The 19,278-nt window shown below is 36.5% G+C and carries 6 protein-coding genes; all 6 read right to left on the bottom strand.

Features of this window, described 5'->3' with window-relative positions; all coding sequences use genetic code 11:
• On the bottom strand, positions 1–10,467 hold a 10,467-nt coding region (locus DK861_RS17320; protein ID WP_109400880.1), incomplete at its 3' end, for a hemagglutinin repeat-containing protein.
• 81 nt (positions 10,468–10,548) lie between these two features.
• Positions 10,549–12,228, bottom strand: a complete 1,680-nt coding sequence (locus DK861_RS17315; protein ID WP_239452202.1) for a ShlB/FhaC/HecB family hemolysin secretion/activation protein — start codon at positions 12,226–12,228, stop codon at positions 10,549–10,551.
• A gap of 433 nt (positions 12,229–12,661) precedes the next feature.
• Positions 12,662–14,041, bottom strand: a complete 1,380-nt coding sequence (locus DK861_RS17310) for an APC family permease (protein WP_072062731.1) — start codon at positions 14,039–14,041, stop codon at positions 12,662–12,664.
• Between the two features lie 966 nt (positions 14,042–15,007).
• On the bottom strand, positions 15,008–16,990 hold the full coding sequence (locus DK861_RS17300) for a ligand-gated channel protein (RefSeq protein WP_109400878.1): 1,983 nt from the start codon (positions 16,988–16,990) through the stop codon (positions 15,008–15,010).
• A gap of 171 nt (positions 16,991–17,161) precedes the next feature.
• Entirely contained in the window at positions 17,162–17,944 is a 783-nt protein-coding gene (locus DK861_RS17295; RefSeq protein WP_072062734.1) for an ABC transporter ATP-binding protein, read from the bottom strand.
• Entirely contained in the window at positions 17,944–19,032 is a 1,089-nt protein-coding gene (locus DK861_RS17290) for an iron ABC transporter permease (protein WP_072062735.1), read from the bottom strand. Before DK861_RS17290 ends, DK861_RS17295 begins: the two co-directional genes overlap by 1 nt.
• Between the last annotated feature and the right edge of the window lie 246 nt (positions 19,033–19,278).

Raw genomic sequence — 19,278 nt, 5'->3', positions numbered from 1 at the left:
TGTGCTATTGGTGTAATAGGTGTGGTCGCCCTCTTCAAATCCTTTTGCTCGGCTACCATTAGCATTAATATTTACCCCAACACCCCCCGAGCCCACTGTGACGCCAACACCAACAGAAGCACTTTTGCTGCTGTTTTTACTGTCTATCGTCTCTTGGTTTTGTGCTGATTGTAATGTGATATCTCGCGTAGCACTTAAAGTAAGATCACCACCAGCCTGTAGCTCACTGCCTGTAATAGTGATATCGCCTTGCTCTTTTCCTGTTGCCGTAATAGAGAGATTTTCACCTGCGCTTAAGCTACTGCCCTGGGCGATGTTTTGTTGCTGTATACGTTCAGACTCAGAAGAACTTTTGCCATAAGCAACATTGGCACCAATCAACGTTGTGCTCTCATTATCAGTGCCAGATTGCGCATTATCTAATGCAACCGCACCTGCTGCCTGAGCCCCAGAAAGTCCTGCTTTAATACCTTGAAGTGTGCTAATTTGGCTATCATCAGCTTCTTTAGATGCCTTATAACCTGAAATAGCACCATTGATTGCACTTCCTGCGGTACCACTTAGTGCGACGGTAAAACCACTCTGCTTAGTCTTAGTTTTGCTTAGCTCAGTGTAACTATTTTCGGTAGCCAGAATATCAACAGAATCCCCCGTAAGAGATATCTCTTTTTTGGCTATCATTTCACTGCCATCAATGGTGAGATTATCCCCTGAACTGATGCGAATATTGCCATCCGTACTACCAATCACACTGCCTTTTTGAGTTACAGCATCACTATTATTGAGCTGCTCAAATGCAGATTTACCTACAGTAAAGCCGATGCCTCCTGTACCACCGATGCCTGATTTTTTAATTTTTTCTTCATAAGATTGGAAAGCAAACTCTTCTGCAGTAGTCAGCGATAATTGATTACCCGCATCAAGATTGATATCTTGTGTCGCAATAATCTCACTGCCCTGTGCAATTAAATCATTGCCAGCAGAAATAGAAACTTCATTTCCTTTTAGCTCTGTTCCAGTTGCTTGTTTATTATGAATTTCAGCATGTGTAGTGCGAGTTTCCGAAGAACCAAATGATTTATCTTTCGTCACACTGTGTGCGATTTGGTCAATAGAGGAATAACCACTTTGTAACGAAATATCATTACCTGCAGTTAATCCTAGCGAGCCTGTGGCTTGAATATCTGTTGCCGTAAGATGAAGATCTTCGCCCGATGCTATTGAGATATCCCCCGCATAAAGATGAGATCCAATCTCCTCTTCTGTGGTTTTATGCAGATAGTTATTGCTATCCCAATCAATATTCTCTTGGCGACGCGTATTAATAGTACCTAATTCAATATTTTTACCTGCGGTTAACGCCAATTGGCTGTTATCACCACTTGCGAGAATATCTGTTGCTGTTAACGCTAAATTACGCGTTGCTTTTAATGTAATCTCACCATCTGACTGTGTTAAATAAATAGCCGCACCACGGTTTAGCCATTGATCGGTATTATTACCCGATACAGTTGCTGTACTAATAATGTCATTACCTGCTTGCAGATTAATGCGGTTTTGCCCTGCAATTTGTCCGCCTTCATTTTGAATATCTTGCAACGCAAGTAAATCTACCGTTTGCCCTTTAATTAGCCCTTGGTTAATTAAATTATCGGTTGAAGCTTGTAATTCTATTTTACTTAAAATAGTGCCTTTGTTTTTTAACTCAGGAATATTATTTAAAATAACTTCACTACCTGAAAGCAATGCTCCACTGTTTTGTAAATCACCGGGTAGAACACGCGCATAAACTTGAGGCACTAATACCTTTTCAACGAAGCCATTAGCTAATGTGATCTCTCTACTGGTTAATAACACCATATCCGTTGTGATCATTGCCATCTGTTCAGCGGTTAATGTCACACCTGGTTTAATGCCAAACTCTTCACTAAAGCGAATACCCGCATCCATTAAAGCGTGATATTGCTGTTCGTTATCATTATGCCCATCAAGATATTGATTGCCGGTGAGCTGAATAATTTGATCACGGATTATGCGTTGTTCATAAAAACCATCGCCAATACGCTTATGGGTATTATTGTGATCAACAGATAATGCATTTTGCATATAATCTGAGCTTAACCACTCCCTTTTATTGGTAAAGCGAGAGTCAGTTTCAACAATATATTGGCTATCCGTTCCTTTATTAACATTAAATAAACGGTTTTCAGGGAGTTTTAATATAGGCGCTACGGTCTGAATTTTAACTTCGATGGTTTTCTCTTCCGTTGGCTTTTCTAATTGAGGAACTGTAATTATTTTACCAATAGGAAGTTCAGGGTGTTTCTCTGACCGTTTTATTTCCGGTAATACACCATTAGGCTGCGTTATTGCGGTTTGTTCAGCGTTAAATGTTGAAACCGCATCACCACTTTCTAATACGATTTTTGTCGATTGATTACCATTAATCGTCTCATCAAGTTTTTTTGTAGTTATTTTATCAAAGAGAGCAAGATCACTTTGGTCTGTTAATAAGCCCTCTTTATATTTTGTTAATGAGAGATCATCCCCCAAATCATAATCTGTTTTTTCAGGCGTAATAGAGGTTAGCTCCGCCGTATCAACATCGACTTGATTATGATGAGTAATTAACCGACCGAATCTTCGTGTTGTAAATACTTTTATTTCACTCTGTTCACTTAATTCAGGACGTTTATCTGAGGTCAGATCGGTATTTTCTTTATATTCCAATAAACCTAATGATAAATCAGTAACCACCTCAAACGGCCCATATTGGGAATGTGAAGTTGAGCTACTTTTCTTCTTACGACCCGCTTTACGTTTACCCGGTCTTTTATGCTTTATTGCTGTACCTTCATGGTATTCAATACGCTGACCTGCGGTTTCCTGATTATTAATATGCATACCATCAATAATCAGCTTGCCACCAGCGATAATATGGCTATCAATATTGTTTAAATTATCACCTTTTAAAGTAATATCTTTACCCGCCAATATTAATGCCGGATCACGATGTAATAATTTTGACTCTTCTGTAATTACCTTATATTTAAATTCATAGAAGTCTTTATATTGACGACCATTGATATTTAATAAATGCTCACGCGTATTGATGTTGTACCAGATTCGCTCATCATCAGAATCAAATTTATCGCCGCTATGATCGACACCAAATTGATACATTGGTACTTCAGATACTTTTTCCGGATCACTGATTTTTAAGTAGAGATCGCGGTTATTAATTTCTGAAATATGAGCAAATAAATTTCCACTCGCTTCAATTGATGCACTTTCATTATTTAATACATCAGCGGCAACACTTTCTGACAGATTTTCTGTTTCAAAACCCGCAATAGCCATATCGCCACCACTGTAAATAAGGGCGTGATTACGGTTATTTATTGTATTACTCAATAGCTGTAGATTTTCACGAGAAGCTAATACCGGAGCAATATCTTCAAACGGTGCATGATTATCAAATTGCTGGCTTTTTAGCTGGATATTATCACCATAAATGCGTCCACCCGCTTGGTTATAAATAGCATCAGCCGTTAATGTGAGTGTGCCACCAAAAGCATCAATCAATCCTGTATTTTGCAGTTTTTCTGAAATGGTTAATATCAGCCGTTTAGCACTAATTTCGCCATTACGTTTTTCATTATCATCGAGACTTCTTTTGCTGCGAGTCGTCACCAAATCATCACTTTCTAATGGTGCTACTGACTCACTGTTATTTAAGTTCGTCGCTTGAAGTGAAAGCCTCTCACCCGCATAAATAAATCCAGCGTTATGAATTTCATCCTCTGAAGAGAGTGTTAAAGAGTGCTGTGCTTTAATTGTGGCATCTTGTTCTAACTTAAAGGCGGTTTTTAATTGAATTTCACTGCCACCCGCCGAAATAATTTCGCCATTACCACTCAGCTTTTCAGCCCATAAACGAAGCTGTTGTGTCGCCGCTAATAGTCCCTTTTTATTATCAATCGCTAATTTATTTTCGTTTTTGCCTTCAATGGCTAACATTGCAGCAGATATTAAGCCACGCTGATTATTAAGGTTTTCAGCAGGAATTAATTTGAGGTGTTCACCGGCTTGAATAACGCCTTGATGATTAAGCAAATCGTTTACTGCAATATGAATATTATTGGCTTTTAATCCTAGGTTTTCATCATCTGTTTGCTGATTATCAAGCTGTTGAGCCGTTACAGTAAGTTGTTCTTGAGATTGGATCTGTCCTATCTGGTTATTTAATCCCTGACTGAGCGTGATTTCAGTATTGTTACCCGCAAGAATAACGCCTTGTTGGTTATCAATACTTTTACCGTCAATCAGTAAGTTATTAGCGGATAATAGTGTTCCTTGCTGATTATCTAACTCACTTTGGTTTAACTGAAGATCCAGTTTGTCAGTTGCCTGAATATGTCCTTTTTGGTTATTAAGTCCTGCAACATTAAGTTGGGTTTCAGTCGCACCAATAACTTTGCCATTTAAATTGATCAGATCATTTTGTCTGGTATTTAACTTAAGCTGGCTGTCTGATTGCAATAATCCATTGGTATTAACCAACTCTTGGGAATGGATATTTAACTCTTTTTTGGCGTATATAGTGCCTTGATTGTTCTGTAACTCGCCGCTGTTAATAGTAACTGCATTAAGTGCAGTTATTTTCCCTTGCTGATTATCAATATCACCACTGTTTAATGAAATCGCACCCGCAGAAACAAGCGCCCCGTCACGATTAATAAGTGGTGTATTGGAATGGCTAATCGTTAATAAATCGCCAGCAGAGATTTTTCCTTGATAGTTGTTTAACTGTTCTGTTTGTAGGTCTGTTTTTTGACCTACCGTTATTAATCCTTGCTGATTATTTAATTTTTCAGGACTAATTAGTTTTAGCATACTCGCGACAGAAATTAATCCATTTTGGTTGTCTAGCTGTTTAACCGTTGCATTCAGATTATGTTGAGTAATAATGCCCGCTGTCGCTTTGTTATCCGTATTTGTTAACTTACCATCAGCATTAATGGTGAGCGATTTAACGGCGTAAATTAGCCCTTTCGCATTATTTATATTATTGGCATTAATAATTAATTGATGGCGATTACTGGCGATACTGCCTTGTCTATTATCAAGATCAGTCGCGTTAATCGTTGCTTGCTTATTAGTAGTTATTTTTCCTGTTTGATTAACCAGTTGCCCACTATAAATAGTCAGGTTAGTTAATGCGCTTATTAGTCCATTTTGGTTATTAATATTCTGTTTCTGGGTGTTAATAACGACATTTTGACTCGCACTAATCACACCTTTTTTATTATCAAGTTCAGCTGATTTTAAATTTAATCCACCCTGTTTGCTGCCTAATTGTGCTTGGCGATTAATCAGTTTTGCGCTAGAAATATTTAAGTCATCATTAGAAATCACGCGCCCTTGAATATTATTAAGCTCACCACTTTTTAGATCTAATTTTCCTTGACTAATAATGCCACCTGATAGCGTCTGATTATTATTTAATGCATAACCTTGTGTATCTAAAGTGAAATTATCTGCTGAATAAAGTGTGCCTTGTTGATTATCTAACGTTTGAGTCGTTAATTTAAAGCCGTTTGCCTGACTAATAACTTCGCCACTACGGTTGCTCATCCCTAAACTATTAAGCAATAAAGATTTAGCAGAAAAGATATAGCCCGATTGATTATTTAAGTTACCTGTCACAAGGTTTAATGCCCCATGACTAATAATTCCTGCTTGAGATAATGTATTGCTATTATCTAATTGATTATTTTCTGTTGTGATATCTAATTGCGTTTTTGCTGTAATAAAACCATTTTGGTTATTAATCGCGCCACTTTCGATTAATACCCGTTCTTCAATGCTACCAATCTTACCTTTCTTATTATTAATATCTTCAACAAACAGTGATTGTTTAGCCGTTGATGTAATTTTACCTTCAAGGTTATCAATATTACCGGCATTAATTTCTAATTCGCCTTTACTTATAATACCGCCACTTGTTGCCGTATCACTATTATCAATACGCTGTTTACCAGTGTTAATATTTAATGCTGTATTCGCCGTGATCAACCCAGCATGATTTAACAGTTCATGGCTGGCGATAAGTAACTTGCCTGTTTGGCTAGCTAATACACCTTGTGTATTATCTAGTCGCTGTCCGTTGGTATTAATTACCATCTCTTTTAGAGAATAAATTAATCCAGATATATTTTTTATTGATGCTGAATCAATAGAAATAGTGCCATTATCCGCGGAAATGATACCGTTATTATTGGTGATTTGTTGCTGATGCGTATTGATTATTGCGTCATATTTGGCAACTAACTGACCATCTTGATTATTGAGCGCTCCACTATCAATGGTGATATTTTTTTGGCTAACTATTCCGCCACTTTTTAAAGTTTGCGTGTTATCGATAGCATATTTATTTGGATCTAATTTAAGATCACCTTGGGCAGAAATAACGCCGCTACGGTTGTCAATTTGATGTGTATTTAAAGTCAGTGATGATTTCTCACTTCCTAAACGGCCTTGATAGTTAATTAAGTCACCATAAGATAAAACATTCGCACTATTACGAGCAATTATTTTACCTAGCGTGTTATCTAATTTTCCTTGGGTTTCAATAGATAATGCATTATGGCTAGTGATTTTACCTTTAGTATTATTTAATTCACTCCCCGTCGTAAGCGTCATTAATTTATTAGAGGCAAGCGATCCTTGCGTATTATTTAGCGCTTTTTTTGTTTCAATTTCTAATGTCTCATGACCACTTATTTCTCCTTGGGTATTGTTTAATTCGCCATAAGTTAAAATATTAACTGAAGCATTACTGATCAACTTTCCTTTGGTGTTATTTAATTCACCCGTTGTCATATTGAGTGCATTTTTACTAAAAATCTGACTATTGGTTTTCGTACTTTGGTTACTTAAACACTCACCTTGTGTATTAATGATGATGTTATTGGCACTTATTGAGCCATCATCATTAATCAGTTGTTTACTGGTAATTGATAAATCGCTATTTAGGCTACCTAATATGCCTTGTTGATTGACTAAATTGCCACTTTTAACAGTTAACTGATCAGCAGAAACAATACGGCCTTGTGTGCTATCAATATCCCCACTATTGATTGTCAATGTCCCTTTTGTTTCGATCCCCTTATTACCATCAATTGTTTGACGATTAATCAAGTGATCACGCAAAGTTAATTGTAATTGTTGAGGAGAAAACAGATGTCCTTGGCTATTATTTAGCGATATTCCTTTTAATGTTAAATTGGCTAACTCGCTAAGGATTTGACCTGATTGGTTAGTCACGATGTTAGTTTGTAAATCAACTTGCTGCTTAGCTAGAATTTGCCCTTGTTGATTATTAAGATCACCACTGTGAATATTTAATCCACCTTGACTCACTATTCCGCCACTTTTTTGTGTTTCACTGTTCGTTATTTTTTGCTGGTGGCTATCAATAATGAGATCTTTGCCAGTAATAATTAGTCCCGCATGATTATTTATCGCACCTGTTTTTAACGTTGCGTGATCAGATAATGTTAATCGACCAAATTGATTGATAAAGCCTAATTTAGCTGTATTTAATTGTAATTGACTCGCACTAATATCACCTTGGCTATTATCTAATACTCCCGTATTCAGTCGTAAGTTTTGTGTTGCTTGAATACCTTGACCTTTTTGTGTATCGCGATTAATTAACTGCTGGTTATTTGAATTAATAGTGATATTAAATGCCTGTATTAACCCTGATGTATTATCCCACCCTTGCGTATTAGCGGTAAAATCACCTTGTGTAACGATTTTACCTTGCTGGCTATTAACTATTTTACTCTGGAGATCAATACTATTTTTAGCATTGATAATCCCTTGGCTATTGTTAATGTCACCAGCGTTTAGATGCAATTCTCCTCGACTAATAATACCGCCAGATTGATGGGTATTTTGATTATTTAACTCTCCATCTTGGGTCGATAGCCACAAGGATTTTTCTGATTGAATAATGCCTTGGCTGTTATCAACGTTATTTGCCGTTAATCGCAGTCTATTTTGCGAAATTATTGCACCTTGTTGATTATCTGCATGTCCCGTTAAAGTGATATTTAATCCATTAGCACCAATTTCACCTTTGGCGTTATTTAATATATTCGCTTTAATTTCACTATTATTTTTGCTAATAATTTTCCCAGCATTGTTATCAAGCTTATTGTTCAGGGTGAGATCAATAGTTTTATCGGCATTAATATTGCCTTGCTGGTTAGTTAATATATTGGCATGAAGTTTAAGAGTATCCGAAGATATCAATGCACCTTTATTATTAGTAATGGCTTCTATGGCGGTTATATCTAGGCGACTTTGGTTTAAGGTTCTCACTTCACCTTGGGTATTATCTATCTCTTGGGCATTGAGTGTTAATGCACCTTGCGTCTGAATATTACCGCGTTGGTTACTGAGTTTTTTTTCTACGTTAATTGATGTTAGTTCAGTACCTGTTTGCTTTAAATTAGCGTCATTATGGTTAAGATTAACTGCACTAATATCTATTTTTTTCGCTTGGGTTGTGGCTTTTTCTAAATCTACATATTGCCCTTGCAGAGAAAACTGCCCGGTTGTTAATAGGGAGCCTTCTTTACCTAATAACGTTTCAGTTTTTAGAGTGATAGCACCTTGCTGAGGCAATGATATTGTGCCTTGCTGATTATTTAGCGCCGTTGTTTTAATGATTAATTGGCGGCCAAGACTTTGAATATCGCCATGTTGATTATTCAGATTTTGATGATTTAAAGCGAGATTTCCAGCGGAATTAATCTCTCCTTTTAGGTTATTGAGTGTAACGGAATTGAGTTTTAAATCATGGCTACCTGATTGGCTTAATTTACCCTCACTATTATCAATCAGGTTAGGCGCAATAAGTTGAAGCTTATCAGCGCTGATCTCACCTTTACGATTAATAATCTCTGTTTTAGCATTAAGCATTACTGTATTTGCATTAACTTGGGCAAACTCTGTTTTAATTTGCCCTACTGATGCCGTAAAGTGTAGATCTTTACTTTGTGTTTTGCTGTTTGAAATATCAACATTTTTAGCCGTTAAATTAATTTTATCGCCACTTAAATGCTGACCTGCAGAAATAATGTCATCCGCTATATTCAAAGTTAGCGAGGCAGGATTAACGGCATTACCGCTATTATCAATGCCTGCACCTAGTTGGCTCTTGTGTGTTGCCAAATAGCCTTTAGCATCAATTTGAATATTATTTTGAGCGACTATTTTGCCTGATGCGGTTTGAGAAACGTTTTCTGTTGCTTTTAACTGAATATTATTTTTAGCTTGTAGTGTGCCACTATTAACAAAATCACCTGTGGTATTTAGCGCTAGGTTTTTATCGCCGGCAATCACACCTTGGTTATTTAGACTTGCCGTATTAATTTGTAATTGTGCTTTAGACTGAATGAGTCCGATATTTATTAACTGACCGTTTTCATTTAGTGTTAAACCACCCGCTTCAGCACCAATTTCGCCTGCATTACGCACACCAACACCATGTTCTGTGCCAACCAATTTAATTTTGTTGGCATACATACCACCGATTAGGGCAACATCGACGGCATAATCATTTTGTTTAGCTACTGAATCATCTTGGCTAATCACATTGCCATTATTATCTAGTGTATTTTTACCTGTAGTAATTTCTAATTTATTGGCTTGAATGCGTGAGTTAACTTCTACGGCGCGCGCTAAAATACGTGTGTAATCACTTTGGCTATCATTTAGACCACGATCAGAAATAACTATTTTTCCGTTGTTAATTTCATAACCAGCAATTGCCCCATCTTGCGTTAAAGCTTTACCTGCAACTAAAGTGGTATTTACCGCATTAATAAAGCCACAGCCTTGGCAACTAATACCCGCTGGATTTGCGATAATAATTTCCGCTCGTTTGCCTGCAACTTCAATAAAACCATTAAGTTGGCTAGGATTTTGGCTATTAATTTCATTTAAAATAACATTCGCTTCGCCTTTAACCAACCACGGATTTCCCGTCACCATTCCAGCTAATTGTGTTTGTGTATCTTGTAGGCTGTTATTGAGAATGGCACCTTTATTATCAACATCGAATTGCGTAAATTGGTTACGTGATACGCCATGTTGATTCGGTTGCTGGATATTAATTTGAGCTATGCCATTGCTAGTTTGTAATACCGTTGCTTGTTGGTTATTTGGAGCATGCTGATCTGCAATAATTTGACTAGCTTGCACAGAAAAACTTATCATGCCTTGCATCAGTAATAAAATAAATGCCACGCTATTTAGTGAACTTTTAATGGGTGATAAAAAAAGAGTATTGCGCTTATTATTTTCACCACAAGATTTCGTTAATTCAGATACGACAACCATTAATTGTCGAGTACGATTATAAATAACGCGATAACATAATTTATTCATGAGTAAGTTCCTTGCCAAAAAGACAATATAAATTTCATTTAATTATTATTTCTTATTTAATATTTGAGTTAATTCTGTATTTTAATAATTAAAGTTAATACTAAATCCTAAATTAACATGATCCGTTTTAAACCCATCGGGTTTAGATAATGGTGTGCCAATAAATGAATCATATTTTATTGTGGAGGAAAATAACGAACCTTTTATACCCACAACACCACCCGCAAGATGTTTACCTAATAATCGAGGATTATCTGTATTTGTTTTTAACTCGCCATAATCTGCGCCAAGATAAATAAATTGTTCTGATGCAGGATATCGCCAACTTAACGTATTTTGTATAAACCAACCTTCATTAGCACTCAGTGTTCTTTCACCATCAAATCCACGAATAGTCCAACGATTACCTATTGCAAACTGATCAATGGGTGTTAATGCATCATGTGTCATTTGTTTACGGTAATTTAATTGATATTTGAATTGCTGCTGAGCAATAGATATTGGAATATCTAATTCGGCACGCCATGTTAAAATATCGGCTTTATCTGTTGCATAATAATTATCACGATATTGTTCTTCATACGCTGCAACTGAACCAAACCAGCGTGTTCCTTTTTGGTAATTAATGCTACTTTCCAAAGTTCCAAAGCCAAAATATTGGCGATGTGAAAGATTCATTAACCAATGGCTAACGCGTCGGCGTTGGATTTCAATTTCAGTATTATCAATATAATTTCGTAATACTTTAGCTTGAATACCATAGCGTAATGTCGTTTTACTGCTTTGATTACGAAAAAGGGTATATGACACACCTGCATTAATACTGTCACTTTCACCTGAATAGAGAATGTCTTTAATATGGCCAGCGACTGTTTGAGAATAATCGTATTGAGAGGCGTTAATATCAAATAACCAATAGCCAAAAGGAATTGAATAATGCGCCATAATATTTTGATTATTTTTATTCCCAGCAAAGTCTAAATCACGTTCTGTTGATAAATAAAACAAATCACTCAGTGCTAAAGGATTATCTAATGCTAACATTAAACCACCTTGATAACGCCCCGTTGCGGGTGATCCGGCATCATTGATCCATAATGAAGTATGCCAGAAACGAGATTGTTTTCGCTTTATCACAATATCGCTTTCACCCGCATTTACACCAGGCTTAATTTCCATTTCAGCACTCACAACCGGTAATCGCTGTAGGTTTTCTAACCCTTGTTCAATATCTCGTAAATCGAGTAATTGTTTTTTATGCGCAGGCATACTGGTATATAACAAGGCGTATTTATCAGAGTCATCAGTAAATTTAACATTACGAATAATGCCAGGAACTATTGTTAAATATAATGTTCCACGACTAATATCTTGTTCAGGTACAACAATACGCGTGGTGATCCACCCATGCATTAATAGGCGATTTTGCATACGAGTGACGACGGTATTTATTCCACTTATCCCCAAGCATTGCCCTATAAATTCAGACTTAAAAAGAGCCAAATTAACCCAATGAGGAATAACCTCTGCATTCGTTATTTCAATGTGCTCGATTTGAAAACAGAGTTTTTCTTCTGTTTTATTCTCTTTTTCTTCGTATTGGCTAATATCAAAAGATATACTAGGTCTTTCAGGTATTAATTGCTGATAAAGAGCTTCTTGTTGACTTTGATTATGCTGCTGTTGTTGGTTAAAGATTTCAGATATTTTTTCAGAAACGTCTGCTGAAGATATGGGAATATAAAATAGAGCAAAAAACACCCATAACTTTAAAAAGAGTATAATTTTTTTCATATTATGCAATAAATAGAGTCTGTGCTTTTAATTGTATTTATTCAAGATACATCTAATCTTTAACATTATTAATATTAAAACATGTAAAGTAAATATCAAAAATTAAATAACAAATAAAATACCGTGGCTTTAACAATATAAAGATTAAAAAAATTAACCTATGTTAAAAAATTAGCTGTATATAATAAGAAAAAACACTTAATAAATTTATTAATGTTAAACTTAATAAATTATCAAAATTAAAATAAATTATATTTTATATTATTTTAATTTGAAAAATTTAAATAATAATATTTATTATTGAAATATTTGTTTCATATAAAATAAAAACTTAACATAAAAAAATGGCTTCATTACTGAAGCCATTTCTATACTGTTTTTTATAACAATTTTTATAGCATTACTTTTCTGGCATTTGTGGCATCGGTCGACGGAATCGACGAGTGATCCACACCATATAAAGTATACCAATTGCGCCCCAAACAAGACCTAACTCCATAGAGCCTGGCTCAAGGTTTATCCACAAGACACCCATTGTCGCGGCACCAATAAGAGGTAATATCAGGTAATTAATATGATCCATTAATCCTTTATTACGGCGCTCACGAATATAAAACTGTGAAATAACAGATAAATTCACGAAAGTAAACGCAACTAACGCACCAAAGTTAATTAATGCTGTTGCAGTCACTAAATCAAAGAACACTGCACCTAAGGCTAAGAAACCGACTAATAGCACGTTAAATGCCGGTGTACGCCACTTAGGATGTACGTAACCAAATGTCTTTTCTGGGAATACTCCATCACGCCCCATAACATAAAGCAAACGAGCAACACCTGCGTGAGCCGCCATACCTGAAGCTAATACAGTCACACATGAGAACACTAAAATAATAGACTGGAATAAAGCGCCAGCAACATACAGCATTATTTCAGGTTGTGACTCCTCTGGATTTTTAAATCGTGAAATATCTGGGAAATACAATTGTAAAAAGTAAGAAACTGCAATAAAGATAATCCCACCAATCAGCGCAGTTAAGAAAATCGCTTTAGGGATAACGTTACCTGCATTTGGTGTCTCTTCTGATAATGTACTGATACCGTCAAAACCTAAGAATGAGAAACAGAGTATTGTTGCCCCAGTTATCATTGGTATCAATTCAGCATCCACAGATGCAAACGGTCTAAAGGTCCATAACTCCCCTACACCTTCTCCGTTATAAACACCGTGAATAAGTAATCCAACAAACACAACCATTACTGCAACTTGCACAATAACAATTGCTGTATTTAAGTTAGCAACAACGTTAATACCACGCAGGTTAAAGAACGTCATTAAAGCGACTAAACCAAATACAAAGATCCACGGTTCAACGCCCGGGAATATTGCTTGTAAATAGATTTTCGCCAATAAAATATTGATCATTGGCATAAATAAATAGTCGAGTAAAGATGACCAACCTACCATAAACCCAACATAAGGACTCATGGATTTTTGAGCATAAGTATACGCAGAACCTGCTGAAGGAAAACGCTTAACTAATTTTCCATAACTTACTGCGGTAAATAAAATTGCAATCAATGCAATCGCATACGAAGTTGCTACGTGACCATTAGTAATGCCTGAAACGATACCAAATGTATCGAAAATAGTCATAGGCTGTAAAAAAGCAAGCCCCATCATGACTACCTGCATTAGTGTCAAGGTTTTACGCAGTTGAACTCGATTGTTAGCACCTGTTTGGTTAGTGCCGATAGAGGAGATAACGTTATCTGACATTAGCGAACCCTCCCATAACTTCGGTGTGAGTATTAGATAAACTCAACCGACAGTTACTGGGAAGACTTCGCATCTGCCTATAAACAGAATAGAATGAAGTTTTTAAGGATGTGTATGTGTTTAGGAGACGCCGTGCTCCGTAGTCATCGTTGCCCGCAGTGCCGTTAGGCCCGACTGCGAAAGAGAATAATTGTACCATATTAGCATTCCTCTATCATGACAACCCTTTCTCTAAGGGGCTGGCTGCTAATCAAATTATGTTATCTATTCAGACTCAAATGAATCTGACCTCTTGGTGTAGTAATAAGTAAAAACGCAAAAAAAAACCGATGCACTTTAAACGCATCAGTCATATTTTTAGTGGGCGCATTTTGCACGTCTCAGACTTAAATAGCAATACATTTTCATCAAAAAACCCCCTTTTTTTACGATCTTTTTAATTCTCAAACTAAGTCAACATATAACGCTACATTTTATTAACAACAATTGTGCTTTTATCACAACTTTTAAGTTTTAAACATTTCAAAGGTCATTACTTCACTGAAAGAACAAAAATATAATGCATTGATAAATAAGAATTAAATATCATATTAAAATTAATTTCGTCAACAAATCATCAAAATAAAACATTTAAAATACATTAATAAGATTAATGCTAATGTTTTGTTAACTCATACTTCTTTTGAACTCTAAAAATAGACTTTTAATAAAAAGTATCTATTTTTTAACAGCCTACTTTATATAAATTAAAAATAAGAGAATAAATTAAGAAAAAAATGACTGATAATAAGTAGAAATAACAATCTAATTGTCTGAATAAAGCGATGAGTAAGATGAATTATTGAGCTAAATATAAACCTCAATACTTAAACTTTCCAGTGTTAATTCTGATCAAATGTTAGAAAAGCAGAGATAAAAAAAGACTCCGTAAGTGGAGTCTTAATGACACAAACTGAGGGGAATAAATTAGAAGTTATAGTTCAAACCGATATTGTAACGACGACCTTCTAATGTTGAATCAAAGTTATCGCCACGTTCAATACGACGATCAAACACGTTATATACCCCACCAATTACATTAAGTTGTTTGGTTAAGCTGTAGCTAGTCCCAATATCAACAAAGGCATAAGAAGGTGTGCCTTTCGCCATATCTGTACGTGCTAAGTAATTTGAGGTTTTGCCACGGAAGTTAATACGCGCCCATGTTTCCATCTCTGGCGTAGTTTCCCAATTTAAGGTTGCATTCGCCATATGACGTGGTTGTTTATTTAATGGCTTACCTTTGAAGTCACCACTTTTTTGTTCCGTGTCGGTAAAGGTATAGTTAGCCGCTAAATTCCATTCTGGTGAAATAATCCAGTTACCAGTGACTTCAACACCGCGCATATTGGCTTTATCAACGTTTTCACGTGAACTCACGAAATCATAGACATGACCAAAACCATCACTCGCTTCACATGGTCTGGATGAGTCTTTATCACAAACGCGTTTCTCCATGATTTTATCTTTAAAATCAGTATTATAAACTGTAATACTTGCGTTTAGATTATCTCGGTTATCCCAGATAAGACTCACTTCTTCTGTGACTGATTTTTCAGGTTTTAAGTTGGCATTACCGAAAATAACACCATCTAAACGTCCACCACCGGTAACTTGACCCCATGTTGAAGTGGCTTGACGTAAATCAGGTGAGCGGTAACCTGTTGACACCCCGCCTTTTAAGGTCCATTCATCAGCCATATGCCATACGCCATAAACTCGAGGAGTCCAATGCGTACCAAAGTTCTCATCTTTATCCATACGCAGACCACCTGTTAAGGCAAAATCATTGGTCATTGTCCATTCATCTTCAGCAAATAATGCCCAGCTATAACGATCTAGCTTATTACCTTCTAAATGATTTCCTTCATCTTTAAGTTCTTCATAGCGGTATTGTCCCCCTACACTTAAAGTGTGATCACCGAGTGTTAAGACCGTCTGATTACGTACGGTTGTATCGTCATAATCCATTTTACGAGATGGGTTACGACTTTCATCGCGCTGAACATAAGTATTCATGGTACCAAACTCATAAACACCGTCATGAGTTAATGCATAATGGGTTAGTTCATAATCAGTAAAGCTACTTTCAGCTGGTTTACCTCGGCTTGGTTCAGCAGATTTAGAATACCAAACTCGAGAATCACGATGTTGATTATCTTTTTTAAATTCAAACTCAACGGTATTTTGCTCATCTGGTGTCCAGCTTAAGGTACCGCCTCCACTTGTCATGATTTGACGGTTAAAGCCACTAATACGCTTATCTTCACCGCGGTGAGAATATTGACCTTGAACTTTTAAACCTAAAAGATTTTCAACCAATGGGCCGGCTGCATAGAAGCTACCTTGCCCTGTGTTACCTTCGTTTTTGCGTTCAGTCAGTGTGGTATCGGCACGTAAACTAAAGTTCCACTCTTTTTGCGCTTTACGGGTAATAATATTGATAACCCCACCCATTGCATCTGAACCATATAAAGAAGACATTGGGCCACGTACAACTTCAATACGTTCAATCGCAGGCAACGGCGGTAACCAACCTTGTTCAATACCGGCATTATCACTATTAGGGCGCGTTTCACGCGAGGCAATACGCTTACCGTCAACCAAGATCATGGTATATTTTGCATCCATACCACGAATACTAATATCAGAACTACTTCCACCGCCTGTGACTAATACACCTGGTACATCTTTTAGTGCATCAGTTACGTCACGATAAGACTTAGTTTCTAATTGTTCACGAGTGACAACAGAAACAGATGCAGGGGCATCTTCGACGGTTTGTTTAAAACCAGAAGCCGTTGTAACAAGCAGTTTTTCTACATTTTCTGCTGTTGCAGTCATAACAAAACTTGATGCAATAGCAGCAACAACGCCAAGCGCAATTTTATTTTTATTTAACACGACCATTCCCGATTCTCCAAGAATATATTCTTTAAGTTTTATATAGATGGATATATCGACAGTTGCTCAAAAACTAAGGTAATAAATTTAATTACCCTTGGTTATTTTAATATTATTTTTTTATCCCTATTTACTGCATTCCTATATTTACTTCTTCTCTCTTTCTCTTTTACTTCTCTATATTTTATCCACTAAACCATCAATAATAATTTGAGGTATTCCTTGTGAACAATATTCCAATCTACCTTGAACACCATAAACATCAGCAAGGCTTTGTGCCGTAATAACCTTATCTGGCGTGCCTTGTGCAATTAATTGTCCCTGTTTCAACATTAATACATGTTCGCCATGTCGTAAGGCAATATTAATATCGTGAACAACCACGACAGTAATAATATTTCTACGCTGTGTTTCTTTAGCGACTAAATCCATTACATGATATTGGTAATTAAGATCCAGCGCGCTTAATGGCTCATCCAATAATAATAAGGAAGGTTGTCTAATTAATGATTGAGCAAGCCCAACTAATTGTTTTTGACCACCCGATAATTCATCTAAATAACGTAATGCTAAATGCTCAATACCTAATTGACGTAATAAGTGCATTACTTGGGCTTCACTATGTTCATTATGTAACCCACCTGAAGCACGCTGCGCCACAATAATGGATTCTAAAACATGTAAATGAACACCCGCTGGTAATGTTTGTGGCAAATAGACTACATTTTGAGCGCGTTGAGCAAAATTCATCGACGCGAGATCGTTACCATCTAAATTGACAATACCTGATGATTTATTTAATCCAGCCAATGCTCTTAGTAATGTTGATTTTCCGCTACCATTTGGCCCCAACAATACGGTGACCTTCCCTTTTGGTAAAGGCTCAACATCCAGTGCCTTAATGATGAGATGTTTAGCATAGCCAGCGCTAAAATCTTGAATTTTTAAGCCTTCAATCATTAGATATTCCCTCTATGACGCAAAATCATGCTGAGGAAAAATGGCACACCCACCAGCGATGTCACAATACCCACTGGAATAATGACACCCGGTATCAAATTTTTAGAAGCAATAGACGCCAATGATAAAACTAAAGCACCGATTAATGCGCTTGCTGGCAGATAGAATCGATGATCTTCACCGAACATCATACGGGCAATATGAGGGGCAACTAACCCAATAAAAGCAATAGGCCCGACAAAAGCAACAGCCAGTGCTGTTAAAATACTGATCCGTAGCAATGAGCCTAATCTTAAGCGTTTTACATCAATACCAAAGCTAATCGCTCTATCTTCGCCTAATCGCAATGCAGTTAATTTCCATGAACTCATCCATGAAATCACCATAATGACAGCAAAGGCACCCGCCATAACACCGAGTTTTACCCATGTTGCACGCGTTAAACTTCCCATAGTCCAGAAAACCAGACCTTGGAGCGTATCTTCTGTTGCAATAAATTGCATCATTGAGACTAATGCATTAAAGGTAAACACCATTGCAATACCAAAAAGCACCACTCCAGATGTAGGAACACGAGTCCAACGCGTTATTGCGTCTAATAATAAAGCGGATAAGAGTGCAAAGAGAAATGCATTCGCTGAAATAAACCATTGGTCAGGAATACCCGGAATACCAATACCCGAAACTATTGCTAATGCAGCACCAAATGAAGCTGCATTTGATAAACCGAGGGTAAATGGGCTTGCTAACGGGTTATTTAGAATAGTTTGCATTTCTGCCCCCGCTAGTCCTAGCGACATCCCTACCACCACCGCCATTAAGGCATAAGGTAAGCGGATATCCCATACAATCACTCGCGAACCCGCATCAACAAGCTCAGGTTGAAACAGGGTTGTTAATAATTTATCAAGTGATAAGCCTGAAGGCCCCATGGTGAAATCTAACACCACAGAACCACAAATAATTAAAGCGATAATTCCTAACCATAGCATGCGTTTATTCATCATTTTTCGATAATGGGTTTTCACATTATCTGATGTGTTTTTTTCATGCTCTTGTGTAGTAAGTCTCTCTGATATAATGCTCATATCAATTATTGTACCTAGTTTTTCTTCTACTCTTTTCTGCTCCTGCCAATACGCTCAATAGGCAAAAACATACCGTATAACTCATCAACGGTGTTTTATGTACAAAAAACAAATTATTAATTTGAGACGACTTATTCATAAAGGAGATGGGTCGCACAATAATTATACGGTAGAAGATATTCATTATATAACTTATTATATTTCGATAAGTTATTGGTTGGTGACATTGAGCACTAAAAAAACTAA

The organism is Proteus sp. TJ1640, assembly GCF_003144445.1.
GTDB classification, from domain to species: domain Bacteria; phylum Pseudomonadota; class Gammaproteobacteria; order Enterobacterales; family Enterobacteriaceae; genus Proteus; species Proteus penneri.
The sequence above is the reverse complement of the archived record's forward strand: the minus strand, read 5'-3'. Positions and strand labels throughout refer to the sequence as shown.